This is a genomic window from Kitasatospora sp. NPDC098652 (assembly GCF_044760155.1).
Lineage (GTDB): Bacteria > Actinomycetota > Actinomycetes > Streptomycetales > Streptomycetaceae > Kitasatospora.
Map to the genome: position 1 here is coordinate 357023 of NZ_JBIWAQ010000005.1, position 25733 is coordinate 382755.

Sequence of the window (25733 nt, forward strand, 5' to 3'; positions counted from 1 at the left end):
CGAGGAGCCCCCGATGAACGCGGTCCTCATCGCCCTCCTGGTGCTGCCACTGCTCGGCGCCGCGCTCACCCTGGCGCCGGTGTTCGGCCCGGACCAGGCCGTCGCCGGCCGCCGGGCGCTGCGGCTGAACTCCGTCCTCACCGGCGCGGTGCTGCTGCTCTCCGTCGTCCTCGCGGCCGGTTTCGACCACGGCGCGCCGGCCCGGATGCAGGCCACCACCGACCTGGACTGGATCCCGGCCCTGCACGTGCGCTTCCACCTCGGGGTGGACGGCGTCTCGCTGCCGCTGATCGTGCTGACCGCGCTGCTCACCTTCCTCTGCGCGCTGTACTCGGAGAAGCGGCTGCCGGACGGGGAGGGCGTCCCCTCGGCGCAGGCCTTCGTCGGGCTGTTCCTGCTCCTCGAGGTCGGCATGCTCGCCACCTTCGCGGTGCTGGACCTGATCCTCTTCTTCCTGTCCTTCGAGATCGTGCTGATCCCGATGTACTTCCTGATCGCCCGCTGGGGCAGCGGTGCGAGGACCCCGGCGGCCAACCGGTTCATCCTCTACACGCTGCTCGGCTCGGCCGTGATGCTGCTCGGCTTCCTGCTGATCGGCAGCAAGGCCGGCACCTTCGACATGCAGGCGCTGGCCGCCGGGCACGGCAACGGCCTGAGCCACACCACCCAGGTGGTCGCCGCGCTGGCGATCATGGTCGGGCTCGCGGTCAAGGCCCCCGCCTGGCCGCTGCACAGCTGGCTCCCCGACGCCCACACCGCCGCCCCGACGGTCGGCTCGGTGCTGCTGGCCGGCGTGCTGCTCAAGATGGGCACCTACGGACTGGTCCGGGTGCTCCTCCCGGTCGTGCCGGACGGCACCGCGACGCTCGCCCCCTACCTGGGCGCCTTCGCCGCCGTCGGCATCGTCTACGGCTCGCTGGCCTGCCTGGCGCTCGCCCTCCCGTCACCCGCCACCACCCTTCTTTCGAAGCGCTCCGCGCCCTCTGGTTCCGGGGCCAAGGGCGACCTCAAGCGCCTGATCGCCTACTCCTCCGTCGGCCACATGGGCTTCGTACTGCTCGGCATCGCCTCCCTCACCCCGGTGGGCGTCAACGGCGCGCTGTTCGCCAACATCGCCCACGGTCTGATCACCGGCCTGCTGTTCTTCCTGGTCGGGGCGGTCAAGGACCGCTACGGCACGGCGGACCTGGACACCCTCTCCGGGGCCACCGGCGCGGCCCTGTACGGCCGGGCACCCCGGATCGGCGCGCTGCTCGCCTTCGCCGCCGTCGCCAGCCTCGGCCTGCCCGGCCTGGCCGGCTTCTGGGGCGAGCTGCTCGCCATGTTCGGCGCCTTCGACCCGGCCGCCGGGCTGTCCCGCCCGGCCTTCGTCACGTACATGGTCCTGGCCGGCCTCGGCACCCTGCTCACCGCCGCCTACCTGCTGATCGTGGTCAAGCGCGTCTGCATGGGCGACCCCGAGCAGCCCGCGCCGGTGGCCGAGGTGCCCGACCTGCGGCCGTACGAGGCCGTCAGCTGGACGCCGCTGGCCGCGCTCACCCTGGTGGCCGGACTCTGGCCCGCCCTCCTGCTCGGGCTCTCCGACCCGGCCGTCAAGCACCTCCTCGGGGGTGGCTGACCGTGCTCGCAGCCCACACCGCCGCACTCGGACCTCACTCCACGGGGCAGCACACTGTGACCTCCCTCGCCGTAGCCCACCCGGGCAGCCTGATCCAGTCCGTGGACTGGGTGGCGATCGCGCCCCCGCTGATCGCCGCCGTGGCCGCCCTCGCGGTGCTGGTCACCGACCTCTTCCTGCCCGAACGGCACAAGCGCTGGCTCGGCCGCCTCACCGCCGCCGGGCTCGCGCTCGCCCTGCTCGCCCTCCTTCCGCTCACCGGGGGATCACCCCGGGCCACCTTCTGCCTCCGGAACGTAGCAGGGGCCACTGACACCGGCGGTTGTTCGTACGTCGCCGACCACTTCGCGCTGGTCTTCCAGCTGCTGGCCCTCGGCGGCGCGCTGATCGCGGCGCTGCTGTCGATGCACACCGTCGAGGACCAGAAGCTGCCCCGCGGCGAGTACTGGTTCCTGCTGCTCTCCAGCGCCACCGGCGCCGCCCTGCTGCCCGCCTCCCGCGACCTCGCCACCATGGTGATCGCCCTGGAGGTCGCCTCGCTGCCCGCCTTCGCCCTGGTCGCGCTGCGCCGGGACGGGCGGGGCGCGGAGGCCGCGCTCAAGTTCTTCGTCTCCTCCGTCACCGCGACCGCCGTGATGCTGCTCGGCATCGGCTTCGTCTACGCGGCCGGCGGCAGCCTGCACCTCGGCGCCGTCGCCCAGGGGCTGGAGCACGCGCCCGCCCAGCTCAAGGCGCTGGCCGAGGCGGGGGCGGTGCTGACCCTGGTCGGCTTCGCCTTCAAGGTCGCCGCCGTCCCCTTCCACTTCTGGGTGCCCGACACCTACACCGGCGCCCCGCTGCCGGTGGCCGGCTACCTCTCGGTGGTCGGCAAGGCGGCCGGCCTGTCCGGGCTGGCGCTCGCCACCACCGTCGCGTTCCGCCCGTACGCCCACACCTGGGGCCTGGTGCTCGCCGTGCTGGCCGCCGTCACCATGACGGTCGGCAACGTCGGCGCGCTGCGGCAGCGCTTCGACACCCGGTACAGCGCGGTGCGGCTGCTGGCCTGGTCCTCGGTCGGCCAGGCCGGGTACCTGCTGGTGCCGCTCGCCGCGGCCGGCTACGCGCCCACCGGGGCCGATCCGCTGGGCGCGACCGCCGCGTACGCGCTGATCTACGGCGTGGTGAACCTCGGTGCCTTCGGGGTGGTCGCCGCCGTCGGCCGCCGGGCCGGGACCAGCGTGGACGACTTCCGCGGCCTGTTCGCCCGCAACCGCTGGACGGCGCTCGCGCTGGCCTTCTTCCTGCTCTGCCTGGCCGGGCTGCCGCCCGGCGTGATCGGCCTGTTCGGCAAGGTCGTGGTGTTCCGTGCGGCCGTGGACGCCGGGCTGGGGTGGCTGGCCGTGGTGATGGCCGTCAACGTGGTCGTCGCCCTGTACTACTACCTGCTGTGGACGGCCCGGCTGTTCACCCCGGCCGACGCGGCCGCGGAGGCGTCGGCCGGGGACGGCGCCGAGCGGCCGCTGCCGGTCAGCCTGACCGCCACGCTGGGGCTCACCGCCTCGGCGGCGGTGGTGCTCTCGGTCGCCCCGCAGCTGGTCCTCCAGGTGGCCGGCGGCTCGCTGTTCTGAGCCGCCGACCGGGTGTCGCGTCGGTCACAAGGGAACAAGGTCCCGGGGCCCGCCCGTTGAGCGGGCAAGAGGGACGAGGCAGAAAGGGCTTCCCCACCGCACCACTGGAGGGCCTGACGTGCACAGCCGGCACAACGGACTGAGGACCGCCGTCCTGCTCGGTGGCCTCTCGGCACTGATCCTGGTGATCGGCGGATTCTTCGGCCGGACCGGCTTCGTGATCGCCCTGCTGGTCGCCCTCGGGACCAACGCCTACGCCTACTGGAACAGCGACAAGCTCGCGCTGCGGGCCATGCGGGCCCGGCCGGTCAGCGAGTTCGAGGCGCCCGTGCTGTACCGGATCGTGCGGGAGCTCTCCACCTCGGCCCGGCAGCCGATGCCCCGGCTCTACATCTCCCCGACGCCGGCCCCCAACGCCTTCGCCACCGGCCGCAACCCGCGCAACGCGGCGGTCTGCTGCACCGAGGGCATCCTGCAGATCCTGGACGAGCGCGAGCTGCGCGGGGTGCTCGGGCACGAGCTCAGCCATGTCTACAACCGGGACATCCTGATCTCGTCGGTCGCCGGGGCGCTGGCCTCGGTGGTGATGTTCCTGGTGAACTTCGCCTGGCTGATCCCGTTCGGCCGGAACGAGGACGACGACGGCCCCGGGCTGTTCGGGATGCTCGCCATCATGATCCTCGGGCCGATCGCCGCCGGGCTGATCCAGCTGGCCGTCAGCCGCTCCCGCGAGTACCAGGCCGACGCCGACGGCGCCCGGATCACCGGCGACCCGCTCGCCCTCGCCAGTGCGCTGCGCAAGCTCGACGCCGGCACCCGCCAGCTGCCGCTCCCGCCGGAGCCCCAGTTGCAGACGGCGAGCCACATGATGATCGCCAGCCCGTTCCGGCCGGGGGAGGCGGGGGCGCGGCTGTTCTCGACGCATCCGCCGATGGCGGAGCGGATCGCGCGGTTGGAGCGGATGGCCGGGTACCGGTCGTAGCGGCCGCTGCGCGGGGCCGGGGCTGGGGGCGGCGCGGTCAGCCGGTCGACTCCTGGTAGGCCGTCCGCAGGCGGTGGATGCCCTCGGCGACCTGGGCGGGGCTGTCTGCGGCGGCGTAGCTCAGCCGCAGATGCGGGGCCGGGGGCTCGGCGGCGTGGTACGGCCGGCCGGGGGTGACCTGGACACCCCGGCGCCGGGCGGCGGCGACCAGGGCGCCGTCGTCGGTGCCGTCCGGCAGCCGCAGCCACAGGTGGTAGCCCCCGGGCCGGTGGGCGCCGAGCACCCCGGGCAGTTCGCGGTGCAGGGCGGCCACGGCGGCGGTGCGGCGGTCGCGCAGTTCGGCTCCGAGGGTGCGCAGGTGACGGGCCCAGGCCGGGTCGGAGACCAGCTCCAGGGTCGCCTCCTGGAGCGGCCGGGGCACGAAGAAGCTGTCCACCACCTGGGTGGCCCGCAGCCGGGCGAGCGCCGGGCCGCGCGCGGTGAGGGCGCCGACCCGCAGGTTGGGGGAGACGGCCTTGGTGAGCGAGCGCAGGTGCACCACCACCCCGTCCCGGTCGTCGGCGGCCAGCGGGCGCGGCAGCGCCGGGGCGTCCGCGTGGACCAGCAGCCGGGCGAAGTCGTCCTCGACCACGAACGCCCCGGCGGCCCGGGCGATCCGCAGCACCTCCGCCCGGCGCGCGGGCGAGAGCACCGCGCCGGTGGGGTTCTGGAACAGCGGCTGGCAGACGAACACCCGGGCCCGGGTGGCCTCGAAGGCGTCGGCCAGCAGCTCGGTGCGGACGCCGTCGGCGTCGACCGGGACGGGCACCGGTCGCAGCCCGGCCGCCCGCACCACCGCGAGGATGCCCGAGTAGGTCGGCGACTCGACCAGCACCGGGGAGCCGGGCGCGGCCAGCGAGCGCATCGCCACGGTCAGGCCGCCCTGCCCGCCGGCGGTGATCAGGACGTCCCCGGCGCTGATCGGCCCGGCGTGGCCGCCGATGTCGCGGGCGAACCAGCCGCGCAGTTCGGTGAGGCCGTCGGTGGGCGGCCGGTCCCAGGCGCCCGGGCGGCGGCCGGCCCGGGCGAGGGCGGCGGCGAGCAGCCGCTCGGGCAGCAGCGAGGAGTGGGGGTAGCCGCTGTTGAGGTCGATGACGTCCGGCGGGGGCACCTGGAGGGTGGCGAACACCGGTGCGGCCAGCAGGTCGCGCGGGCCGGAGTCGGCGCTGAGTGCGACCTCCTGCCAGGAGAGGTCGCCGGGCCGGGCGGCCGGGGCCGCCGGGGAGTCGGGGGCCGCGGCGAAGGCCGCCGCCCGGAACACCCCGGCACCCGGCCGGGAGACCACCAGTCCCTCGGCGACCAGCACCGCGATGGCGCGGGAGACCGTCACCGGGCTGACCTGGTGGCGCTCCGTCAGGGCCCGGCTGGACGGCAGCTTTCGCCCTTCCGGGTAGCGCTCGACCTCCCGCCGGAGGCTTTCGGCGAGTTCGGTCACGCTGCTACGCTCGTTCATGACGGCACAAGATAGCGCTACCCGGCCCGTGGCGATAGCACCCGGGACCGGTACCTCCGGCACCGCCCCCGGCACCGCTTCCGGAACGGCCCTCGCCGCCCTCGGGGTGGCCTCCTTCTCGCTCACCTTCCCGGCCACCGTGTGGTCCCTCGACGGGTTCGGCCCGTGGACCTCCACCGGGCTGCGCGGCGCCGTGGCCGGCCTGCTCGCCGGGCTCTACCTGCTGGCTTCCGGCGCCCCGCTGCCGAAGGCCCGGCAGTGGCCCGGCCTGCTGGTGGTCTCGGCCGGCTGCGTGGTCGGGTTCCCGCTGCTCACCACGCTCGCCCTGCGGACCTCCTCCACCGCCCACTCGGCGGTGGTCATCGGCCTGCTGCCGCTGGCCACCGCAGTGGCCTCGGCGCTGCGCACCGGCCGCCGGCCGTCCCGGTTGTTCTGGGCGGCGGCGCTGGCCGGGGCGGCGGCCGTGCTCGGCTTCACCCTGCTGCAGAGCCACGGCCGGCCGACCGTCGCCGACCTCTACCTGTTCGCCGGGGTGCTGGTCTGCGCGGCCGGGTACACGGAGGGCGGGCGGCTCTCCCGGGACCTCCCGGGCGCCCGGGTGATCGCCTGGGCGGTGGTGGCCGCGGCGCCGGTGATGCTGCTGACCGCCGCCCACGGGCTCTCCGCCGAGCCGGTCCGGCTCGGCGCGAAGGCGCTGGTCGGACTGGCGTACATCGCGGCGGTCTCCCAGCTCGGCGGGTTCGTGTTCTGGTACCGGGGGATGGCGGCCATCGGGGTGCCGCGGGCCAGCCAGCTGCAGCTCGCCCAGCCGCTGCTGACGCTGGTCTGGTCGGTGCTGCTGCTCGGCGAGGACCTGCCGGTGGCCGCGCCGCTGACGGCCGTGGTGGTGCTGGGCTGCATCGCGGTCACCCAGCGGGCCCGAGCGTAGTGCGGGCCCGAACCCTCGCACAGGGCCGTCCGGAGGAGCCGCCGGCTCGTTAGGATGACCCCGCGCCCCCGTCGGTCCGGGGAGCGGCATCCGGAGGGAGTGGGCCGTCATGGCAGACGAGAGGCACGCCCCGGCGTCCGGGGACGCGCCGACCCGACGGCGCGGGCAGGGCGAGCTGGAGGCGCAGGTGCTGGCGGTGCTCCAGCGGGCGCCCGGCCCGGCCACCGCGGGGTGGGTCCAGGAACGCATCGACGGCGACCTGGCGTACACCACGGTGATGACCATCCTGTCCCGGCTGCACGCCAAGAAGGCCGTCTCCCGGAGCCGCTCCGGCCGCTCCTACCTGTGGCAGGCCTCCGCCGACGCCGCCGGGCTGGCCGCGCTGCGGATGCGCCGGATGCTCGACGGTGAGGCGGACCGGGACGCCGTCCTCGCCAGCTTCGTCACCGCGCTGCTGCCGCACGACGAGGAACTGCTGCGGGCGCTGTTGGACGCCGCGTCCGCGGAGCCCCCAGCGGCCGACCGTGAGAGCTGACTCGTGGGCTTCTTCGTCTTCCTCCCGCTGATCCTGCCGCTGACGGCGGTGCCGATCGCCCGGCTGACCGAGCAGCACCTGCACCCGCGCGGGGCCGCCCGGCTGATGACCGTGATCAGCGCCGTGATGGCGGTGTGCAGCGTGCTCTGCCTCGGGCTGATCGGCGTGGTGGGCACGGCGCAGATCCCCGGCAACCCGCTGCCGGACAGCTGGTCCGACCCGGAGGTGCGGCACGCGCTGCCGTACCACGAGACGGTCGGCACCGCGGCGATGTGGCTGCTGGCGCTGGTCGGCTTCGCCTGCTCCCGGACGGTCGTGCGGCACCTGCGGGTCCGCTCCCGGGCCCGGCGGGCGCTGGCCGGACTGCCGGAGGCCCCGGCCGAGGCCGGTGACCTCGCGGTGCTGCCGGACCACAGCCCGTACGCCTACGCGCTGCCCGGCTCGCCGGGGCGGGTGGTGGTCTCCACCGGGATGCTGGCCGGGCTGGCCGAGGACGAGCGGGAGGCGCTGCTCGCGCACGAGCGGGCGCACCTGCGCCACCACCACCACCGCTACCTGCTGACCACCCAGCTCGCCGCCTGCGTCAATCCGTTCCTGCGGCCGTTGCAGGAGGCGGTGGCGTTCAGCGCCGAGCGGTGGGCGGACGAGGAGTCGGCCCAGGCGGTGGGCGACCGGCGGATCACCGCCCGGGCGGTGGCCCGGGCGGCGCTGGTCTCGCACGCCGCCCCGGTGCCCGGCTTCGCGGCCTTCGCCGCCCCGGCCCCGGCGCCCGGCCCGGTGCCGCGCCGGGTGGCCGCGCTGCTCGGCCCGGTGCCGACGGCCCGCAACTGGCCGCCGGCCAAGACCCCGGCGGGCCTGGCGGCGATGGTGGCCGCGGTCGGCACGGCGGCCTCGGCGCTGTGCGCGCTGAACGCGGCGGTGGCGCTGCTGGTGGTGTTGAAGGCCGTCACCCCGCTCTAGGGCGGCGCCCTCAGGCCCGCCCTGGGAGGGGTCAGATCCGGACGAGCATCTTGCCGGTGTTGGCGCCGCGCAGCATGCCCAGGAAGGCGTCCACCACGTGGTCGAAGCCGTCCACGACGGTCTCGTCCGGGACGAGGGCGCCGGAGCGCAGGTGCGGGACGGCGAAGTCGTACAGCTCGGGGCGGGCGTCCAGGTGGTTGCGGACCAGGAAGCCCTCCAGGCGCAGACTCCTGCCGACCACCTCGTAGAGGTTGCGCGGCGCGGGTGGCGGGTCCAGCGGGTTGTTGTACTGGGCGACGGCGCCGCACCAGGCGATCCGGCCGTGGTCGCGCATCGCGCTGATCGCGCCCTCCAGGTGGGCGCCGCCGACGTTGTCCAGGTAGACGTGCAGCCCGTCCGGGGCGGCCTCGCGCAGCCGGTCCGCGATCGGGCCGTCGTGGTAGTCGAAGGCGGCGTCGAAGCCGAGGTGCCCGGTGAGGTGGGCGACCTTCGCGGGCGAGCCGGCGCTGCCGATGATCCGGCCGGCGCCGAGCAGTCGGGCGATCCGGCCGGCGGCGGTGCCGACCCCGCCGGCCGCGGCCGAGACGAACAGGGTCTCGCCGGGCTGGAGCCGGGCGATCCTGGTCAGGCCGACCCAGGCGGACAGCCCGGTGCCGCCGAGGATCGAGAGGTGGGCACTGAGCGGGACCCCCGCGAAGTCGGGCAGCAGGTTGGCACGCTCGGCGGTCACCACCGAGTGGGTGCGCCAGGCCTGCCGGTGGAAGACCAGGGCGCCGACCGGCAGCGCGTCGGCCCGGGACTCCACCACCCGGCCGAGGGTGCGGCCCTCCAACGGGGCGTGCAGCTGCCAGCCGCCCTCGTCCATCTCCTCGCGCATGTACGGGTCGACGGACTGGTAGAGGTTCTCGACCAGGGCCTCGCCGGCGGTGAGCGCCGGGAGGGTCACGTCGACGAAGGCGAAGTTCTCGGCGCTCGGCGCGCCGGAGGGGCGGGAGACCAGGTGGACGGCGCGGGCGGTGGGGCGGGACATCGGCGGTGCTCCGTACGGGGGAGATCGGCGGGGACGTGATCACCGTAGGAAGCGGGGGAGCGGCCTGGCAGGGGTCGGCGGCGATGGATCGGCTCCTTCCATGAGCGGATTCGATGGACGGTAGGTTCGCCGTATGACCGAACTCGCCCCGCACGAGCTGCGCGTCCTGGTCGCCGTCGACGAGGAGCGGAGCTTCACGGCGGCCGCCGCGCGCCTGGAGACGACCCAGTCCGCCGTCTCGCACGCCGTGCGCGCCTGCGAACGGAAGCTCGGCGCGGTGCTCTTCGACCGCGGGCGCCACGGCGCACGCCCCACCGAGGCCGGCGCACGGGCGGTCGGCTACGCCCGCCGGATCCTACGGCTGCTGGCGGTGATGGGCCCCGAAGTGCGGGGCGCGGGCGCCGGCCCGGCGGGTCCGCTGACCGGCACGCTGCGGATCGCGGCCTTCCGCAGCGCCGCCGCCCACCTGCTGCCGCCCGTGCTGGCCCGGCTCGCCGCCGAGCACCCGGGGCTCACCCCGCGGGTGCGGATCGTCCGGGAGCTCGGCCGGGGCACCGCCGGGGAGGTCGCGGACGGGCGCGCCGACCTCGGGCTGGCCACCCTGGACGCGGGCGGTCCGCCGGCCGTGCCCGGGCTGGTCGCGGTGCGGCTGTACCAGGAGTCGTACGCCCTCGCCCACCCGCAGGGCCACCCGGAGCCCCGCCGGCTGCCGCTGGTGGACTGGGCGGAGAACTGCGGCTCGTACACCAGGGACTGGTGGCGGCGGCAGGACTGGCTGCCGCCCGCGACCGTCGACGCGGAGGACGACACGGTGGCGCTCTCGCTGGTCGCCCAGGGCCTCGGCATGGCGGTGATGCCCCGGACGGCACTGCTCGGCGCGCCGCCCGGGCTGGCCGTCACCGACCTCGGCCCGCAGCCGCCCAGCCGCTTCGTCGGGTACGTCACCACCCCCGAGCTGGCCGGTACGGCCGCCGTCCGGGCGCTGATCCGCGATCTGCGCGAGCTGCCGCTGCCGGCCGGGCTGACGGCGGCCTGATCAGCGCGGCCCGGCCCTGGCCCGTCAGCGGATCAGCCGATCAACCGATCAGCCGTCGAGGCTCTCCCGGAGCTTGCGGAACTCGGCCGCCAGCGCGTCCAGGGTGTAGTGGGCGTTGAGGCCGCTCGGGTTGGGCAGCACCCACACCTCGGTGTCGCCGATGCCCTCCGGCTGGCGCCCGATCACGGCCCGGCGCTGCCCGAAGGCCGTCCGGTAGGCGCCGATGCCGAGCACCGCGAGGACGCGCGGCCGCAGTCGCAGCACCCGCTCGCGCAGCGCCGCGCCACCCGCGCGCAGCTCCTCGGCGGTGAGCTCGTCCGCCTTGGCGGTGGTGCGCGGGGCGACGTTGGTGATGCCGAGGCCGAGGGCGGGCAGTTCGCCCTGCTCGTCCGGGCGGTACTGGCGCTCGGTGAAGCCGGAGCGGTGCAGGGCGGGCCAGAAGCGGTTGCCCGGGCGGGCGAAGTGGTGCCCGGTGGCCCCGGACCACAGGCCCGGGTTGATGCCGCAGAACAGCACCCGCAGCCCGGGCCCGGTGACGTCCGGGATGGTGGTGTCCTGGGCGGCCCGCAGCTGCTCGGGGGTCGGCTTCATCGGTGTCGGGGTCGGCTTCACGGAAGGGGAGTGCACCCGGCCGATTCTGCCCTGACCGTCGTCGCCCGTGCGGTGCGGCGGTCGCGCAGCCACCGCAGGCCGAACACCACCACGGCGGCGTACGTCCAGCCGGCCAGGATGTCGATGATGAAGTGCTCGGCGCCGTAGACCAGGGTGAACGCCATGGCGAGCGGATAGGCGACCAGCAGGGCGCGCAGCCAGGGCCGGGCGGTGGGCCAGAACAGGAACAGCAGCATCGCCGGGTAGGCGGAGTGCAGCGAGGGCATCGCGGCGACGTCGTTGGCGAACTGGCTGCCGTTCTCCAGCAGCGAGTCGGCCTGCGGCAGGCCCAGGTTCGAGATGGTCTCCCAGACCACCCGGTGCAGTTCGGGCAGGTTGCCCTGCTGGCCGACCAGCCACGGCGGGTCGGCCGGGTAGAGCAGGTAGGTGGCGAAGCCGGCGAAGGTCAGCGTGAAGTAGCAGGCGAGGAGTTGACGGAAGCGCTGGTGGGCCTGCCGCCACAGCACGGCGAGCAGGACGAAGACGACGAGGAAGTGCGAGAGGTAGACGGTCGTCGCCGCGTAGTCGTACCAGTGCGGCGAGCCGGGGGTGTAGAGCGCGTGCTGGAGCCGTACCGTCCAGGTCTCCCCGGCGCCGAGCACCTCGTCGAAGCGCAGCTGGGGCAGCCAGTGCGGGGCCCAGGGGGTGTGGGCGCCGTAGCCGCGCAGCAGCGAGTAGGCCCAGACCACGGCCATCACCGGGACCCAGTCGCGCAGCACCAGCAGGAAGCCGCGGGTGCCGTGTCCGCTGTGCACGGCGGCGGTGAGCAGGGCGCCGATCAGCCAGAGGAAGACCACGTCGTTGGCGAAGGCCATGCCCTGGGTGGCCAGGAACCAGACGAAGGCGGTGAGGTAGGCCGGCCAGGCCAGCAGCCGCAGTCTGGCCAGGCCGGTCCGGCGGTCGCGTTCGGTCGCGGGACGCAGACGTCCGGCCCGCACCGGGGTCGGCGGGGCCGGGCTCAGCAGCTTCGTCATGTTCAGCGAAACTAGCAACGCAAGCTTGGAGGACTCTGGGCGAACCATGACCGGCTCGTAAGAAAATCCCACGGTCGGGTCAAATCTCGTCGGACGAAAGTCCCGTGATCCGGGCGAAAGTTCGGCCGGAGCGGCCTCGCCGCCCCGGTCAGGCGACGGCACCGAGCTCATGCGGGGTGTTGTTGAAGCGTCGTCCGCCGTTGGCCGTCACCGTGACGATGTCCTCGATCCGCACCCCGAACCGGCCGGGCAGGTAGACGCCGGGCTCGATCGAGAAGCACATGCCGGGTACCAGCGGCTGTTCCTCGCCCTCGACCAGGTACGGCGGTTCGTGGGTCGTGATCCCGATGCCGTGGCCGGTGCGGTGGATGAAGTACTCGCCGTAGCCGCCCTCGGTGATCACCCGTCGGGCGATCCGGTCGATCTCCTGGCAGCTCACTCCGGGCCGGACCGCCTCGAAGGCGGTCTGCTGGGCGAGCCGGACCAGGTCGTGGACCTGCCGCACCTCGTCCGGGACGTCCGGGCCGACGTGCACGGTGCGGGTGGTGTCGGAGCCGTAGCCGTCCTTGAGGCCGCCGAAGTCCAGCACCACGGTGTCCCCGGTGCGGATGATCCGCTCCCCGGCCTCGTGATGCGGGTTGGCGCCGTTGGGGCCGGAGCCGACCACCGTGAAGTCGACCTGGCTGTGGCCGTACTGGATCAGCAGCGCACCGAGGTCGGCGGCGACGTCGGTCTCCCGGCGGCCGGCGAACTCGACCTCCAGGATGCCCCGGTAGGCGGCGTCCGCGGCGCCGCCGGCCGCGGCCAGGCGCTCCAGCTCCTCGCCGTCCTTGACCGCGCGCAGCATCGGCAGCACCTCGGTGAGCGAGCTGAAACCGGCGCCGGGCAGGGCGGATTGGAGGCCGAGGAGGTGCATCGCCCAGGCGTTGTCGGAGATGCCGTAGCGCCCGGCCGGCTCGAACAGCGGGCGGGCGGTGGCGTACGGGTCCTCGCCGTCGGACCAGTCGAGCAGCTCGACGGCCGGGGCGCCGAGCGCCTTCTCGGCGTCCGGGCGCTCCAGTCGGGGGACGATCAGCGCGGGGCGGCGGCCGGGGGTGAGGACGAGGGCGGTGAGCCGCTCGGTGACGGCGGTGGGACGGTAGCCGCACAGGTAGCTCAGGTCGGGGCCGGGGGCGACCACCAGGCCGGCCAGCCCGGCGGCCGTCGCCTCGGCGGTGGCCCGGGCCATCCGGGCGGCGTGGTCCTCGGTGGTGAACGGACGGGGCACGGTTGCTCCTCCTCGGGGCCGGGTGGGGCGGTTGGTCCGGGTCCTGCGGTGCGGAGTCCTTCGACGTCGGGCCTGCGGTGCGGGTTCTGCGGTGCCGGGTCCTGTGCCGGTCCTTCGATGCTGGCCGACGCCGCCCGACTGCGCCACGGTCAGCGGCTGTTGGCGAAGTACCGGAGGAACAGCGCCTCGACGTGGGCCATCCGCCGGATCTCCTCCGGGTCGACGCTCTCGTTCGGCGCGTGGATCAGGCAGCGCGGCTCCTCGACGCCCATCAGCACCAGCTCCGCCGCCGGGAAGGCGGTGGCCAGCACGTTGCACAGCGGGATCGAGCCGCCCTGGCCGAGGAAGGACAGCGGCCTGCCGTAGACCTCCTGCGCGGCCTTGTCGAGCGCGGCGTACGCGGGCCCGCCGGTGTCGGCCCGGAACGGCGCGCCCGCGCTCTCCCGCTCCGTCGTGACCCGGACACCCCAGGGCGCGGCCGCCTCCAGGTGGGCGACCAGGGCGTCCTGGGCGGCCCGGGCGTCGGTGCCGGGCGGCACCCGCAGGCTCACCCGGGCCCGGGCGGTGGCCGGGACGGCGGCCGCGGAGCCGACCACGGGCGGACAGTCGATGCCGAGGACGGTGACGGCGGGGCGGGCCCAGAGCCGGTCGGCGACGGTGCCGGAGCCGGTCAGCCGGACGCCGTCCAGCACCCCGGCGTCGGTCCGGAAGGTGCCCTCGTCGTAGCCGACGCCGCTCCAGGTGCCGGTGCAGTCCAGGCCCTCGATCCGGGTGCCGCCGTCGGCGTCGCGCAGCGAGTCCAGCATCCGGATCAGCGCGGCCAGGGCGTCCGGGGCGGGGCCGCCGAACATGCCGGAGTGCACGTCGCCGGTGAGCGCCTCGACGCCGACCACCACGTTCACCACCCCGCGCAGCGAGGTGGTGGCGGTGGGCACGCCGACGGCGGCGTTGCCGGTGTCGCAGATCAGCAGGGCGTCCGCGTGCAACTCCCCGGCGTGCGGGGGCACGTACTGCTCCAGGCCGCCGGTGCCCTGCTCCTCGGAGCCCTCGACCACCAATTTGAGGCCGACCGGGACGTCCTCGCCGAGCGCCCGCAGCGCGGTGAGGTGCATGACGATGTTGCCCTTGCAGTCGGCGGCGCCGCGCCCGTACCAGCGGCCGTCGCGCTCGGTGAGCCGGAACGGCGGGGAGGCCCAGGCGGCCTCGTCCAGCGGGGGCTGGACGTCGTAGTGGCTGTACAGCAGCACGGTCGGGGCGCCGGGCGGGGGCGGGCGGTGGCCGACCACGGCGTGGCTGCCGTCCGGGGTCTCCTCCAGGTGGACGTCGCGCAGGCCGGCCCCGGTGAACGCGGCGGCGACCCACTCGGCGGCCTCCCGGCACTTCTCCGGCGGGTACTGCCGGGGATCGGCGACGGACGGGATGGCCACCAGCTCGGCCAGGTCGGCCTTGGCCTGGGGCATCAACTCGTGGATCCGCCGGGCGAGTTCGTCGGTCATCTGGGGCTCCTACTTGCGGACGGTGTCGCGCAGGTCGAGGTCGTCGATGCTGTCCTGGACGGCGGCGAGCCGGTCCGGGCAGTACACCGAGAGCACGATCGCCTCGGCCTTGACGACCTCGCGGTCGGACAGCACCGGGCGCCGGCCCGGCCCGCCCGCGCCGTTGGACATCCCGTACGTCCACTGCGCCTGGTTGAGCGCGTTCGCCGGGTCGGCGCAGACCGCACCTCCGTCCTCGCCGAGGGTGTGGGTGATCTGGTCCTGGGTGGGCACCGGGTAGCCGGCCGAACCCAGCCTCGTGGCAAGCTCCTTGGCCTTCTCGTTCGCCAGGTCGGTGGCGTGCAGCTGGGTGAACGACAGCAGGCCGGTGACCAGCATCGCGACCAGCAGCACGATCGAGCCGAGGTAGATCCAGCGGTGCCGGGAGGCCATCAGGCCGGTGGTCATGACGTGGTACCTCCTTCGGTCCGGCGCAGCTCCTGCGCCTCCTGGGCGGCCAGCTCGGCCGCCGCCTCGGGCGAGCGCCAACTCGGCCTGCGCAGCCGCAGGAAGAGGAAGGGGATGACCAGCCCGAGGAGCAGCAGGCCGCCGCCGACGATCCCGATGTACGACCAGACGCTGCCGCTGCCGAACTGCGAGGACGGTACGAAGCCGATGCCCATCGCGGCGGCCGAGGCGAGCAGGCCGGTCACGCAGATCGGCACCAGGGCCGGGGCCCGGTAGCCGCGCGGGTGGTCCGGCTGGGTGCGGCGCAGCCGGATCGCGGCGCTGAACATCAGCAGGTAGACGATCAGGTACACCTGGGTGGTGATCACCGAGAAGATCCAGTAGGCGCTGGAGACGTTCGGGATCAGTGCGTACAGCAGGGCGATGGCGGTGGTGACCACGCCCTGGGTGACCAGCAGGTTCTGCTGGACGCCCTCGCGGTTGAGCTTCTGCAGGAACGGCGGCAGGTAGCCCTCCTGACGGGAGATCATCAGCAGTCCCTTGGAGGGCCCGGCCAGCCAGGTCAGCATGCCGCCGAGCGAGGCGGCGATCAGGGCCACCGCGATGACCGGGGTGAGCCAGCCGATGTGGAAGTACTGGAAGAAGGCGTCGAAGGCCTGCATCACCCCGGCGGTGAGGCTCAGTTCGCTGGACGGCACCACCCAACTGATTGCCAGCGCCGGCAGGATGAAGATCGCCAGCACCATCGCGGAGGCGGTGAACATCGACCGCGGGAACTCCCTGGCCGGGTCGCGCAGCGAGGAGACGTGCACCGCGTTCATCTCCATGCCGGAGTAGCTGAGGAAGTTGTTGACGATCAACACCAGGCTGGCCAGTCCGGTCCACTGCGGGAACAGGTGCGAGGCGTCCATCGGGGCGGCGGAGGCGTTGCCCTCGCCGAGGAAGACGAAGCCGAGCACGACCAGCAGGGTGCCGGGGATCAGGGTGCCGATCACCAGGCCCATCGAGGACAGCCCGGCGACCGCCTTCGTCCCGCGGGCGGAGACCCAGACGCCGGTCCAGTACAGCACCATGATCACGACCGCGGTGTACGGGCCGTTGCTGGCCAGCCGGGGGTTCACCACGTAGGCGATGGTCGAGGCCACGTAGGCCAGCAGCGACGGGTAGTAGAAGATCGTCATCGCGAACTGGCACCAGACGGCCAGGAAGCCCAGCGGCTTCGACAGCCCCTCCGAGACCCAGCGGTAGACGCCGCCCTCCCAGCCGGAGGCCAGTTCGGCGGAGACCAGCGCGGTCGGCAGCAGGAACACCACCGCGGGGACGAGGTAGAGGAAGACGCAGGCCAGCCCGTACACCGCCATGGTCGGGGCGGAGCGCAGGCTGGCGACCGAGCTGGTGGTCATCAGGGCGAGGGTGATCCAGGACATCCGCGGGGCGGTGGCCAGTCGGCTGGCCACCGCCCCGCCGCGCTCCCGGGTGGCGGGGCCGACCTCGCCCCCGGGGCCGGGCGGGGGCGCGTCCGTGGCACTCATCGAGACTCCTCCGGTACGGCCCCGTTCGGCTGCGCGGGGGCAGGGCGGGGGCAGGGCGCCGGGGAAGGGCCCCGGGGGCGGGCCGTACCCGGTCAGTTCACCCGGTTGCCGCGCCCGCCGCATGCGGCGGGCGGCCGTGCGGGTGACCCGTGCTCAGTCCAGCTGGGCCGCCACCGGCGCGGCGGTGGGCCAGGCGGCGCGGCGCAGGGTGCGGCTCGCGGTGGCGGGCAGCTGGGCGGCGGCGAGCAGGGCGGCGATCGCGACGAGCGTGACGGCGGGGGAGAAGCGGTCCAGCAGCAGGCCGGCGGCGAAGGAGCCGGCCGGCATCCCGGCGGTGAGCAGCGTCATGGTCGCGGCGATCACCCGGCCGCGGAGCCGGTCGGGCACCTGACGGAAGACCAGCAGGTCGAGCATCACCCGCAGGGCCGGGGTGCCCGCGCCGACCAGGAACAGCGCGGCGAACACGGTGACCGCCCCGCCGGGCAGCAGCGGTGCCAGCGGGACCGGCACGGCGATCCAGGCCACCGCGAGCAGCAGCACGCCGGGGCCGGCCAGCCGGTGCAGCCGGGAGACCAGGGTCGCCCCGGCCAGTGCCCCGACCGCCTCGCCGGCCAGTGCCAGGCCGATCCCGCCGCTGCTGGTGCCGTGTTCGCGCAGCAGCACCATGACGGGCAGCAGCAGCGCGGCCCCGGTCAGGTTGATCACCAGCAGTACGGCCAGCGCGGGGCGCAGCAGCGGGGAGGCGGCGAGGAGGCGGAAGCCGGCCAGTGCGCCGCCCTCCTCCTGCTCCTCCTGCTCCGCCCGGTCCTCCCGGCCCTGCTGCTCGGCTGCGGCTGCGGCCGCAGCCGCCGGTCCGGCCGGGAAGCGCACCAGCAGTGCGGTGGTCAGCGCGACCAGCGAGGCGAACGCGGCGCCGAGGAAGGGCACCGAGCGGCCGAGTCCGAACAGGAACCCGGCCAGTGGCGGGCCGGCCAGCGCGGCGCCGCTCATCCGGGCCTCGTCCTGGGCGAGCGCCTGCGACAGCTGCTCCGGCGCGACCACCGAGCGCAGGGCCAGCAGCCGGACCGGGCCGCTGTAGGCGATCGTCGCGCCCACCAGCGCGGCGACCACCAGCAGGTGGGTCAGGGTCAGCCGGTCGAGGGCCAGGGCCGCCGGGACGCTGGCCAGGGCCAGCAGCCGGACGGCGTCGGAGGCGACCAGCACCCGGCGGCGGTCCCACCGGTCGGCGACCGAGCCGCCGTGCACGCCGAGCAGCAGGGTGGCGGCCATCTGGACGGCGCCGAAGGCCCCGGCGGCGGTGGACGAGCCGGTGAGGGCGAGCACCAGCAGGGGGAAGGCGGTCTCGCCGATCATCAGGCCGAGGGTCGCGCAGGAGGTGCCGGCCCACAGGGCCTGGAACCGCAGGTTGCGCCGCAGCGGTACGGGCGGCTGCGAGTCCGCCGGTCCGGGCGCTGCCGCTCGTACGGGCGCTGCCGCCTGCCCGACCGCCGTCCGTTCGGCCGTCGCCGTGGTGTGCTCCGTCATGGACCGACCCCCATCGTTCGCGTTCTCCGACACCGTTCACGCTCACGTGAATGATGGCGTGCGTGTGAGCGATTGCGCAAGGGTGAGCGCTCACCGGGGCGTGATTGCATGCGGAGCGGCCGATCTGCGAGGGTGGGCCCGTGGCCGAGCACGAACGGGAACCCGCCGACGGGGACGAGCAGCAGCAGCCCACCACCTGGGTCAAGGAGCGCCAGGTGGGCGATGTCGCGGTGCTCAAGGCACTGGCCGACCCGCTGCGCCTCGCCATCCTCGGCGCGTTGAAGACCGCCGAGGACCGTCCGCTGACCGCCAAGGAGCTCGCCGCCGAGCTCGGCGAGCCGCAGACCAAGCTCTACCGGCACATCAAGCAGTTGGAGAAGGCCGGGCTGGTCCTGGTGGCGGGCACCCGGCTGGTCTCCGGCATCGTGGAGAGCCGCTACCGGGTCGCCCAGGACTCCATCCGGCTCGCCCCGGAGATGTTCACCGCCGACTCCCCGGCCCGCTCCGAGGCGTACGACGCCATGCTGGCCGCGATCGACCGGGTCCGCGGCGAGTTCCGCGCCCATGTGGCCGACGGCCGGCTGGATTTCAGCCTCCCGCAGGACGGTTCGGGTCCGTCGGCCGGGCTGTTCGCGCACTTCACCCTCCGGCTCGACCCGGACCGGCTGACCCGGCTCCGCGCCCAACTGGCCGAGATCTTCGACGGATTGTCCGAAGAAGGTCCGAGTACGGCCGACGACGCCGTGGACGTGACCCTCTTCACCCTGCTCTACGGTCTCCGCGCGGGCACGGAACGATAAATTCCGGGCCGACTGTCGGTGCGGTGGGACAGCATGGCCGGCATGTCGTATGAACTCCAAGCGCTGATCGGCATGTTGGAGCTGCTGACGGTGGCGGCGGCGGAGGTGCCGGAGGCCCGGGTGGTGCCGCTGGCCCAGGGGCTGGCGCTCATCCCGGTCACCCCCGCCGTGCTGTCCGCGCTCCAGGGCGACGCCGCGGTGGCCAGGTCCGCCGGTGGCTCGGGATTCGGCGGGCACTCCGACGGGTTCGAACTCCGGCTCGCCGCCTGGTCCAAGGCCGGTCCGATCGCCTGCGTCGAGGCCGAGTACTCCGGTGGCGGCGGGACTCAGCGCGCCGTCGTCTGGTTCGACGGCCGGGTCGTCCTGGGCCCGCTCGCCAGTGGCGAGTTCGAGCCCGCGCCGGCCGAGGGCACCCCGATCTCGCGCGCCCTGCGGTGGCTCGGCGGGCGCGTCGAAGCGGGGCGGGTGGACGAGTTCGACTCGGTCGGGCTGGGGGCGCACCGCAACACCGCGGGGTGGGCGGAGGGCTGAGCCGTCGTTCGGCGCGTCGTACCACGGCCCGTTCGGTGGACCGTCGTCCGGCGCGCCGCCGTTCGGCGTACCTGCGGTGGCCGGGTCCGGACGGCGACCGCACGGTGTGAGTCAGGCGATCTCGCCTGATCTCGCACCGAGAGGAAGCAGTACCCATGCGTGCCACCCGGATGGCCGCGGCGCTGACCGCAGCCCTCGCGCTGACCATGGTCGCCACGGCGTCCGCCACCGCCGCCGGCCACGGAGCCGCGGCCCCCCGCACCCCCGTTTCCGCCCCCGTCGTCCCGGTTGCCCCGGTGACCGTCCCGGCACCGCCGGCCACCCTCCCGGTCGTCGACCCGCCCACGGCCCCCGACACCCCCGCCGTGCCGGACACGCCCGCCGTGCCGGACACCCCGGCCGTGCCCGACACCCCGGCCGTGCCGGACACCCCCGCCGTGCCCGACACGCCGACGCTCCCGACGCTCCCCGCCGTCCCGGCCACGCCGGACCCGAGCGCGGCCCTCGGCGACGTCGTCAAGCTGGTCACCGGCCTGCTCTCGACGGTGACCTCGGCCGTCCCCGACGTCGGCGGCCTCGTCCAGCAGCTCCTCGCCGCGCTGCAGGCCCTGCTCGGCCAGGTCCCGAGCGTGCCGACGCTGCCCACCGTCCCGGGCACCGCCGCGAGCCCGTCCCGGCAGCACCAAGGTTCCGCCCCCGCGGGCCTCCAGGAGCAGCTCGACGCCCTGCGCGCCCAGGCGCGGGCGCTGAGCGCCGGCGCCGCCCACTCCCACCCCGCCACCGGCTGACCGTCATCAGCCGGTCGTGACCGGCCGGCCCCCGTCGGCCGCCGCGCAGGGCCCCGCTCCCCGGTCCGGGAGCGGGGCCTTGTCGTCGTCCCGGCACCTGCCAACAGATCTTCCTGTCGCAGCGTCAGATGGGAACAGATCTTCATGTCGGGGCAGGAAACGGATCTAGCTTTTCCGTTTCCGACGGGCTACGGTCGTGCCCATGCCGGGCTCCGAACAGCCCGGCCGGGGTGGCGATTTCCGAGGTTCACGGGGGAACTTCCATGGCGTCCGGCCGTACGGTGGGTTACTTCGCGCTGCGCTCGATCGGCTGGCTGGTCGACAACCTCCTGGTCTTCGGGATCCCCCTGCTCTGCTACCGGGTGACCGGCGGGCTCACCTGGTCGGGCCTGGCCGTGGTGCTGACCTGGACGCCCCGTCTGCTCTCGCTGGCCGGCGCGGGCTACCTGGTGGACCGGCTGTCGATCCGCCAGATCTTCCTGGTCAGCGACGCGGGGCGGCTCGCCCTGGCGGCCGTCTGCTGCCTGCTGATCCTGCTCCGGCCGAGCACCGCGGTGCCCGTGGTGCTGGTCTTCGGCATGCTGTCCGGCGCGTTCTTCGAGCAGACCTTCGTGGCCGGCGAGAAGGCCGGGCGGCTGCTCACCCCGCCGGAGCGGGCGGCCCGCACCCAGTCGGTGCTGACCGGCCTGGAGCAGGCCGCCATCATCGCCGGGCCCGCCCTCGGCGGACTGCTGCTGCTGTTCCCACCGGTGGTGTTCGTCGCCACCGCGGGAGCCGGCTACGCGGTCAGCCTGCTGCTGGCCCTCGCCCTGCCCGAGGGCAGGGCCGACCCGGACGCGGCGCCGTCCCCGCTGGCCGGCCTGCGCCGGACCGTACGGGATCCGGTGCTGCGCAGCGTGGTGCTGCTGACCATGGGGCTGAACTACCTGCTCAGCCTGCTGATCGGCAGCGCCCCGGCGCTGGTCGCCACCCGGTACGGCGTCTCGGAGAGCGCGCTCGGCTTCGTCTACTCGGCGGCCGGTGTCGCCTCGATCGCGGTGGTCGGCATCGCCCCCTGGCTGATCGGCCGGCTCGGACTGTGGCGCTACGGCATCGGCCTGGCCCTCGCCTCCGCGCTGGTCTGCCTGGGGCTGTCCGCGGCCCCGGACCTGGCGCTGTTCGGCGTCGCCCTCGGGGTGTTCCTGGCCCTGGACTCGCTGTTCAGCGTCTACCTGCGCACCACCAGGGCCGAGCGGGTGCCGACCGGGGAGTTCGGCAGCGCGGTCGCCGCCTTCGGCCTGCTGCTGGTGGCGCCGATGCCCGTCGCCGGGGCGACCCTCGCCCTGGCCGGCTCCTCGGTGGACCCGGCCACCCTGCTGCGGGTGGCCTCGGTCGGGGTGCTGGTCCTGACCCTCGCGCTGCTGCCCGGGCTGGCCCGGGCCGGCCGCCCGACCCCCGCCGACCGCCCGACCCCCGCCGACCGCCACCACCCTCACGACCCCCACCACCACGACGCCGGAGCGGCGCCCGTGGCCCACGAACGGGAAGACATAGCACGATGACCAAGCATTCCGACCGGCGCATCCTCGTGATCGAAGCCCTCTCGGGGGGTGTGCTGCTGGTGGAGGCCGCCCTCGACCTGGGGATCGGCGTCGTGGTCGCCAGCGCGGACACCGAGGACCGGGTGATGCCCGCGCACCTGCGCGACCGCATCGACGAACTGGTGACCGTCGAGACCAACGACCTGCCCGCCCTGCTCGCCGCGGTCCGCGAGCTGCACGAGCGCCTCCCGCTGTCCGCGGTCTTCCCCGGCTGCGACGTCTACGTCCCCAACGCCGCGCACCTCGCCGCCGAGCTGGGCCTGACCGGCCTGGACGTGCGGACGGTGGAGCAGGTCCGGGACAAGACCCGGATGCGCGAGGCGGTCGAGGCCGCCGGGCTGCGCAGCCCGCGCTTCCTGGAGGTGAGCTCCGACGAGCACCTCCCGAAGGCCGCCGAGCACACCGGCTTCCCGTGCGTGGTCAAGCCGGTGGACCAGTCCGGCAGCCTCCATGTCTCGGTGGTCCACGACCTGGAGCAGCTGACCGCCGCGTACCGCCGGCTCAGCACCGACGACTTCGTCGACCTCGGCCGCCCGATGATCGAGCGGGCCCTGGTCGAGGAGTACCTGGACGGGCCGGAGTACAGCGTCGAGGGCTACGTCCTCGACGGCACCACCACCGTCGTCGCGGTGACCGAGAAGCTCCTCGCGCCAGAGCCGTACTTCGCCGAGATCGGCCACCAGCTGCCCGCCGCCCTGTCGGCCGAGGCGTCGGCCGCGATCGAGGAGTACGTCCAGGGTGTCGTCCGGGCGGTCAACCTGACCGTCGGGCCGTTCCACTGCGAACTGCGGCTCACCGCCCAGGGCCCGGCCCTGGTCGAGATCGGCGCCCGAATGGGCGGCGACCGGATCGCCGAACTGGCCCAGCTCGCCACCGGCGTCAGCCTGCCCAGGGTCTGGCTGGCCGGGCTGCTCGGCCTCGACCCGCAGGAGACCGGTGCCTTCGGCGAGCCGGTCGCGGCGGTCGCCGGCATCCACTTCTTCACCGCCCCCGGCGAGACCCGCTTCGACCGGGCCACCGGCCTGGACACCGCGGCCGCCCTGCCGGGCGTGCGCGAGGTCCGGCTCGACCTCGCCCCGGGCGACCCGATCCACCCGCACCTGGACGACTTCCGCTGCCGGCTCGGCCAGGCGGTCTTCACCGCCGACTCCCCGGCCGCCGCCACCGCGCTGCGCGGCGCGGTCGACGCCGCCGTCCGGATCAACCCGCAAGCGGAGGAGGAACGGTGAGCGAGCTCCTCGACTACCTGGCGGTCGGCGCCGGCCCGGCCAACCTCAGCCTGGCCGCCCAGGCCGAAGCCCACCCGGGCACCACCGGACTGCACCTGGACCGCCGCGAACGGCCCGCCTGGCACCCGGGGCTGCTGCTCCCCGACGCCACCCTGCAGAACTCGCCGTTCAAGGACCTGGTCACCCCGGTCGACCCGACCAGCCGGTTCTCCTTCCTGGCCTTCCTCGCCGCCAAGGGCCGGTTCTACCAGTTCCTGACCGCCCGCTTCCCGGCCGTCCACCGCGCCGAGTTCAACCAGTACCTCGGCTGGGTGGCCGACCAGCTCGGCGACACCGTCCGCTACGACCACGACGTGACGGAGGTCCGGTTCCGCGGCGACCACTTCGAGACCGAGACCTCCCGGGGCAGCTTCCGCTCCCGGCACCTCGTCCTCGGCGCGGGCCCCCAGCCGTACCTGCCGCCGGTGCTGGAGGGCGCCACCGGGCCGGCCGTGTTCCACTCCAGCGAGTTCGTCCAACACGCCGAGGCCCTGGCCGGCCGCCGGGTCGCCGTGGTCGGCGGCGGGCAGAGCGGCGCCGAGATCGTCCGCCACCTGCTGGTCGGCCAGACCCGCCCGGAACGGCTCACCTGGGTCAGCCGGCGGCCCGGCTTCCTGCCGCTGGACGAGTCGGCCTTCACCAACGACCTGTACCTGCCGGAGGCCGCCCAGGAGTTCTTCGGACGGCCCAAGGAACAGCGCGCCGCCCTGCTGGCCGAGCAGAAGTACGCCAGCGACGGCGTCAACGAGGGTCTGCTGGCCGAGCTGTACCGGATCGTCTACCTGACCAGCCACGTCGAGGGGCGCCCGGAGCTGATCCGGCTGCTGCCCGGGCACGAGGTCGCCGGGCTCGCCGAGCAGGCCGACGGGCTGCGGCTGGAGCTCAAGTCCGCCGAGGGCGGGACCGCGGTGGACTGCGACGCCGTCGTGCTGGCGACCGGCTACGTCCAGCGACTGCCCCAGTGCCTGGGCGCCCTGGCCGGACGGCTGCGGCTGGAGGACGGGCTCCCGGTCGTCCGGGCGGACTACTCGGTGGAGTGGGACGGGCCGGACGACCACCGGATCTACCTGCAGAACGGTGCCCGGCACGCGTTCGGCATCACCGATCCCAACCTCGGCCTGCTCGCCTGGCGCAGCCGGGTGATCCTCGACAGCATCCGTACGAACGGGGGTTCCTGACGATGCATCAGCTGAATGAGAAGGTCGGCGCGGGCGCCGCGGCCGAGGGGCGGTCCGTCGAGGTCGGCTACCTCGCGCCCGACGTCGACGAGACCGGCACCTCCAGCCTGGAGGCCGACCTGGACGCGGCCGAGGTCCTCGCGGCCGTCGGCCGGCTGCCCGTCAACCTGGCGGTGTTCACCGTGCCCCCGCACTCGGCCACCATGGCCGACTGCCACGCCTCCCAGGAGCTGTGGCTGGTCCAGCGCGGCCACGGGGTGATCACCTGCGGCGGCCGCGAGCACCCGGCCCGCCCGGGCGGGCTGTACGCGCTCCCGGGCGGCGAGGAGCACCGGCTGCACACCGCCGACGAGGAGATGACGGTGCTCTCCATCTGGTGGCGGGGAGCCGACGCATGAGCGCGCGCGGGACGTACGACCTCGCGGTGATCGGCACCGGCATCGTCGGCGCCACCGCCGTAGGCCTGGCCACGCTGCGCCACCCCGGCGCCTCGGTGGTCGCGGTCTGCGCGGGCGCCGTGCACGACGGCTCGACCGTCCGCTCGCTCGCGGTGGACATCCCGGCCGGGCGGACCGAGGAGCAGCGGGCGCTGGCCCGCCGGAGCCTCGAACTCCGGGCCGAACTGGCCGCACTCGCACCGGCGTTGAACGCCCGGACGCGGCGTGCGTACTGGGTGCTGCCGGCCGGTGGCGCGGCCGGGGTCGACGGCCAGCTGGTCGGCGACGCGCTGGCGCCCTGCCGCTCCGAGCAGGAGGCGCGGCTGCGGGCCGTGTTCGGCGGACCGGTCGGCGGGGCGGGCACCGAGCTGCGCCGCTCCGCCGAGGCGACGTTCACCGAACCGGCCGAAGCCGTCGAGCAGTTGCTCCGGCCGCTCACCGGTGGGGACCCCGCCGACGGCCCGCGGCGCGACCTGGCCGAGGGCTTCGCGGTGCGCGCCGTCGAGCCCTGCGCGGACGGCTACCGGCTGATCGCCGAGGACGGCGGCGAACTGACCGCCCGCCGGGTGCTGGCCGCCCCCGGCGCCGCCGCCCTGACCGGCCCCTTCGCCGCGACGGCGAAGCGGTTCGGCGCCCGGACCAAGAAGATCGTCGCCTACCGGCTGCGCGGCGGAGAGCCCGGCGGGCACCGCCCGCTGCTGGTGCTGGACGAGCCGGACGCCTTTCTGCTGCCCGTCGGGGACGGCCGGGACTGGTGCTACAGCATCACCAGCAGCGACTGGGACTGCCCGCCCGAGCGCACCCGGCTGGCGCCGAACCCGGCCGACCGGGCCCTGGCCGAGGCCATCCTGGCCGAGCAACTCCCCGGCTTCCGGCCCGAGTTCACCGGCTGCCGGACCGGTGCCGACCTCTACCTGCCGGACTTCGCCCCGCTGATCACCCCGCTGGACGGCCTGGACGGCGTCGTCCTGGCGACCGGTGGCGCGGGCTCCGGCTTCCGGCTCGCCCCGGCCATGGCCGAGGGCGCGCTCGCCCTGCTGGGCCTCGACTGACCTCCCGACAGCCCCTGAGG

The 25733-nt window shown here is 74.7% G+C and carries 24 protein-coding genes; 15 read left to right on the plus strand and 9 right to left on the minus strand.

The features are described 5' to 3' along the window. The first annotated feature begins 13 nt into the window (after window positions 1–13). The 3 genes from ACIQWA_RS14655 (at window position 14) to htpX (ending at window position 4207) form a co-directional block, all read left to right on the plus strand. Entirely contained in the window at window positions 14–1618 is a 1605-nt protein-coding gene (locus ACIQWA_RS14655) for a NuoM family protein (protein ID WP_402482198.1), read from the plus strand. A gap of 56 nt (window positions 1619–1674) precedes the next feature. Beyond that, entirely contained in the window at window positions 1675–3225 is a 1551-nt protein-coding gene (locus tag ACIQWA_RS14660) for an NADH-quinone oxidoreductase subunit N (RefSeq protein WP_402482200.1), read from the plus strand. A gap of 118 nt (window positions 3226–3343) precedes the next feature. Further along, window positions 3344–4207 carry a zinc metalloprotease HtpX gene (gene htpX, locus ACIQWA_RS14665; protein WP_360226042.1) on the plus strand — a complete coding sequence of 288 codons (864 nt, stop codon included), beginning with the start codon at window positions 3344–3346 and terminating at the stop codon, window positions 4205–4207. Between the two features lie 37 nt (window positions 4208–4244). Here the strand turns inward: htpX and ACIQWA_RS14670 are convergent, their stop codons facing one another. Then, window positions 4245–5699: a PLP-dependent aminotransferase family protein gene (locus ACIQWA_RS14670; RefSeq protein WP_402482203.1), complete on the minus strand. Its 1455-nt coding sequence runs from the start codon at window positions 5697–5699 to the stop codon at window positions 4245–4247. Here ACIQWA_RS14670 and ACIQWA_RS14675 point away from each other — a divergent pair. The 3 genes from ACIQWA_RS14675 (at window position 5698) to ACIQWA_RS14685 (ending at window position 8122) form a co-directional block, all read left to right on the plus strand. Next, window positions 5698–6627 carry a DMT family transporter gene (locus tag ACIQWA_RS14675; protein ID WP_402482205.1) on the plus strand — a complete coding sequence of 310 codons (930 nt, stop codon included), beginning with the start codon at window positions 5698–5700 and terminating at the stop codon, window positions 6625–6627. The two genes, ACIQWA_RS14670 and ACIQWA_RS14675, sit on opposite strands and share 2 nt — an antisense overlap. Window positions 6628–6736: 109 nt before the next feature. Beyond that, complete coding sequence (locus tag ACIQWA_RS14680) at window positions 6737–7162, plus strand: BlaI/MecI/CopY family transcriptional regulator (RefSeq protein ID WP_360226051.1); 426 nt, start codon at window positions 6737–6739, stop codon at window positions 7160–7162. Window positions 7163–7165: 3 nt separating this feature from the next. Beyond that, window positions 7166–8122, plus strand: coding sequence for a M48 family metalloprotease (locus ACIQWA_RS14685; protein WP_360226054.1), 957 nt, complete (start codon window positions 7166–7168; stop codon window positions 8120–8122). 31 nt (window positions 8123–8153) lie between these two features. Here ACIQWA_RS14685 and ACIQWA_RS14690 read toward each other — a convergent pair whose 3' ends face one another. Continuing rightward, on the minus strand, window positions 8154–9152 hold the full coding sequence (locus tag ACIQWA_RS14690; protein ID WP_402482208.1) for an NADP-dependent oxidoreductase: 999 nt from the start codon (window positions 9150–9152) through the stop codon (window positions 8154–8156). Between the two features lie 133 nt (window positions 9153–9285). On the opposite strand from ACIQWA_RS14690, the gene ACIQWA_RS14695 reads away from it, so the two are divergent. Then, window positions 9286–10188 (plus strand): LysR family transcriptional regulator, encoded by a 903-nt coding sequence (locus ACIQWA_RS14695; RefSeq protein ID WP_402482211.1) that lies wholly within the window; start codon window positions 9286–9288, stop codon window positions 10186–10188. Between the two features lie 48 nt (window positions 10189–10236). Here the strand turns inward: ACIQWA_RS14695 and mug are convergent, their stop codons facing one another. The 7 genes from mug to ACIQWA_RS14730 form a co-directional block, all read right to left on the minus strand. Beyond that, entirely contained in the window at window positions 10237–10779 is a 543-nt protein-coding gene (gene mug, locus ACIQWA_RS14700; protein WP_402482213.1) for a G/U mismatch-specific DNA glycosylase, read from the minus strand. 17 nt (window positions 10780–10796) lie between these two features. After that, window positions 10797–11813 (minus strand): phosphatase PAP2 family protein, encoded by a 1017-nt coding sequence (locus tag ACIQWA_RS14705; RefSeq protein WP_402482216.1) that lies wholly within the window; start codon window positions 11811–11813, stop codon window positions 10797–10799. 148 nt (window positions 11814–11961) lie between these two features. After that, entirely contained in the window at window positions 11962–13041 is a 1080-nt protein-coding gene (locus tag ACIQWA_RS14710; RefSeq protein ID WP_402482448.1) for an aminopeptidase P family protein, read from the minus strand. A 188-nt stretch (window positions 13042–13229) separates the two neighbouring features. Continuing rightward, window positions 13230–14576, minus strand: a complete 1347-nt coding sequence (locus ACIQWA_RS14715; RefSeq protein ID WP_402482220.1) for a dipeptidase — start codon at window positions 14574–14576, stop codon at window positions 13230–13232. Window positions 14577–14585: 9 nt separating this feature from the next. Then, the gene (locus ACIQWA_RS14720; protein WP_402482223.1) at window positions 14586–15023 is read right to left on the minus strand and encodes a hypothetical protein; all 438 of its coding nucleotides are present in this window, start codon (window positions 15021–15023) and stop codon (window positions 14586–14588) included. Further along, entirely contained in the window at window positions 15020–16555 is a 1536-nt protein-coding gene (locus tag ACIQWA_RS14725; RefSeq protein ID WP_402482225.1) for an APC family permease, read from the minus strand. Before ACIQWA_RS14725 ends, ACIQWA_RS14720 begins: the two co-directional genes overlap by 4 nt. 153 nt (window positions 16556–16708) lie before the next feature. Beyond that, window positions 16709–18079 (minus strand): MFS transporter, encoded by a 1371-nt coding sequence (locus tag ACIQWA_RS14730; RefSeq protein WP_402482228.1) that lies wholly within the window; start codon window positions 18077–18079, stop codon window positions 16709–16711. A 140-nt stretch (window positions 18080–18219) separates the two neighbouring features. On the opposite strand from ACIQWA_RS14730, the gene ACIQWA_RS14735 reads away from it, so the two are divergent. The 8 genes from ACIQWA_RS14735 to ACIQWA_RS14770 all read left to right on the plus strand — a co-directional run bounded on the left by ACIQWA_RS14735 (window position 18220) and on the right by ACIQWA_RS14770 (window position 25713). Further along, entirely contained in the window at window positions 18220–18879 is a 660-nt protein-coding gene (locus tag ACIQWA_RS14735; protein ID WP_402482231.1) for an ArsR/SmtB family transcription factor, read from the plus strand. Window positions 18880–18921: 42 nt separating this feature from the next. Continuing rightward, window positions 18922–19410, plus strand: coding sequence for a hypothetical protein (locus ACIQWA_RS14740; protein WP_402482234.1), 489 nt, complete (start codon window positions 18922–18924; stop codon window positions 19408–19410). 155 nt (window positions 19411–19565) lie between these two features. After that, window positions 19566–20198 (plus strand): hypothetical protein, encoded by a 633-nt coding sequence (locus tag ACIQWA_RS14745; protein WP_402482237.1) that lies wholly within the window; start codon window positions 19566–19568, stop codon window positions 20196–20198. Window positions 20199–20461: 263 nt separating this feature from the next. After that, window positions 20462–21739 carry an MFS transporter gene (locus ACIQWA_RS14750; RefSeq protein WP_402482240.1) on the plus strand — a complete coding sequence of 426 codons (1278 nt, stop codon included), beginning with the start codon at window positions 20462–20464 and terminating at the stop codon, window positions 21737–21739. After that, window positions 21736–23007 (plus strand): ATP-grasp domain-containing protein, encoded by a 1272-nt coding sequence (locus ACIQWA_RS14755; RefSeq protein WP_402482243.1) that lies wholly within the window; start codon window positions 21736–21738, stop codon window positions 23005–23007. Before ACIQWA_RS14750 ends, ACIQWA_RS14755 begins: the two co-directional genes overlap by 4 nt. Continuing rightward, complete coding sequence (locus ACIQWA_RS14760; protein WP_402482246.1) at window positions 23004–24224, plus strand: lysine N(6)-hydroxylase/L-ornithine N(5)-oxygenase family protein; 1221 nt, start codon at window positions 23004–23006, stop codon at window positions 24222–24224. The genes ACIQWA_RS14755 and ACIQWA_RS14760 overlap by 4 nt, the downstream gene beginning before the upstream one ends. A gap of 2 nt (window positions 24225–24226) precedes the next feature. Next, window positions 24227–24622 (plus strand): cupin domain-containing protein, encoded by a 396-nt coding sequence (locus tag ACIQWA_RS14765; protein WP_402482249.1) that lies wholly within the window; start codon window positions 24227–24229, stop codon window positions 24620–24622. After that, window positions 24619–25713 carry an FAD-dependent oxidoreductase gene (locus ACIQWA_RS14770; protein ID WP_402482252.1) on the plus strand — a complete coding sequence of 365 codons (1095 nt, stop codon included), beginning with the start codon at window positions 24619–24621 and terminating at the stop codon, window positions 25711–25713. Before ACIQWA_RS14765 ends, ACIQWA_RS14770 begins: the two co-directional genes overlap by 4 nt. Window positions 25714–25733 lie beyond the last annotated feature (20 nt).

Excerpts from the sequence above, each read along its gene's own strand:
- ACIQWA_RS14655 (WP_402482198.1), top strand. The coding sequence starts at position 14 with ATGAACGCGGTCCTCATCGCCCTCCTGGTGCTGCCACTGCTCGGCGCC.
- ACIQWA_RS14675 (WP_402482205.1), top strand. The coding sequence starts at position 5,698 with ATGACGGCACAAGATAGCGCTACCCGGCCCGTGGCGATAGCACCCGGG.
- ACIQWA_RS14670 (WP_402482203.1), bottom strand. The coding sequence starts at position 5,699 with ATGAACGAGCGTAGCAGCGTGACCGAACTCGCCGAAAGCCTCCGGCGG.
- ACIQWA_RS14680 (WP_360226051.1), top strand. The coding sequence starts at position 6,737 with ATGGCAGACGAGAGGCACGCCCCGGCGTCCGGGGACGCGCCGACCCGA.
- ACIQWA_RS14690 (WP_402482208.1), bottom strand. The coding sequence starts at position 9,152 with ATGTCCCGCCCCACCGCCCGCGCCGTCCACCTGGTCTCCCGCCCCTCC.
- ACIQWA_RS14695 (WP_402482211.1), top strand. The coding sequence starts at position 9,286 with ATGACCGAACTCGCCCCGCACGAGCTGCGCGTCCTGGTCGCCGTCGAC.
- mug (WP_402482213.1), bottom strand. The coding sequence starts at position 10,779 with ATGAAGCCGACCCCCGAGCAGCTGCGGGCCGCCCAGGACACCACCATC.
- ACIQWA_RS14705 (WP_402482216.1), bottom strand. The coding sequence starts at position 11,813 with ATGACGAAGCTGCTGAGCCCGGCCCCGCCGACCCCGGTGCGGGCCGGA.
- ACIQWA_RS14710 (WP_402482448.1), bottom strand. The coding sequence starts at position 13,041 with ATGGCCCGGGCCACCGCCGAGGCGACGGCCGCCGGGCTGGCCGGCCTG.
- ACIQWA_RS14715 (WP_402482220.1), bottom strand. The coding sequence starts at position 14,576 with ATGACCGACGAACTCGCCCGGCGGATCCACGAGTTGATGCCCCAGGCC.
- ACIQWA_RS14720 (WP_402482223.1), bottom strand. The coding sequence starts at position 15,023 with ATGACCACCGGCCTGATGGCCTCCCGGCACCGCTGGATCTACCTCGGC.
- ACIQWA_RS14725 (WP_402482225.1), bottom strand. The coding sequence starts at position 16,555 with ATGAGTGCCACGGACGCGCCCCCGCCCGGCCCCGGGGGCGAGGTCGGC.
- ACIQWA_RS14730 (WP_402482228.1), bottom strand. The coding sequence starts at position 18,079 with ATGACGGAGCACACCACGGCGACGGCCGAACGGACGGCGGTCGGGCAG.
- ACIQWA_RS14740 (WP_402482234.1), top strand. The coding sequence starts at position 18,922 with ATGTCGTATGAACTCCAAGCGCTGATCGGCATGTTGGAGCTGCTGACG.
- ACIQWA_RS14745 (WP_402482237.1), top strand. The coding sequence starts at position 19,566 with ATGCGTGCCACCCGGATGGCCGCGGCGCTGACCGCAGCCCTCGCGCTG.
- ACIQWA_RS14750 (WP_402482240.1), top strand. The coding sequence starts at position 20,462 with ATGGCGTCCGGCCGTACGGTGGGTTACTTCGCGCTGCGCTCGATCGGC.
- ACIQWA_RS14755 (WP_402482243.1), top strand. The coding sequence starts at position 21,736 with ATGACCAAGCATTCCGACCGGCGCATCCTCGTGATCGAAGCCCTCTCG.
- ACIQWA_RS14765 (WP_402482249.1), top strand. The coding sequence starts at position 24,227 with ATGCATCAGCTGAATGAGAAGGTCGGCGCGGGCGCCGCGGCCGAGGGG.
- ACIQWA_RS14770 (WP_402482252.1), top strand. The coding sequence starts at position 24,619 with ATGAGCGCGCGCGGGACGTACGACCTCGCGGTGATCGGCACCGGCATC.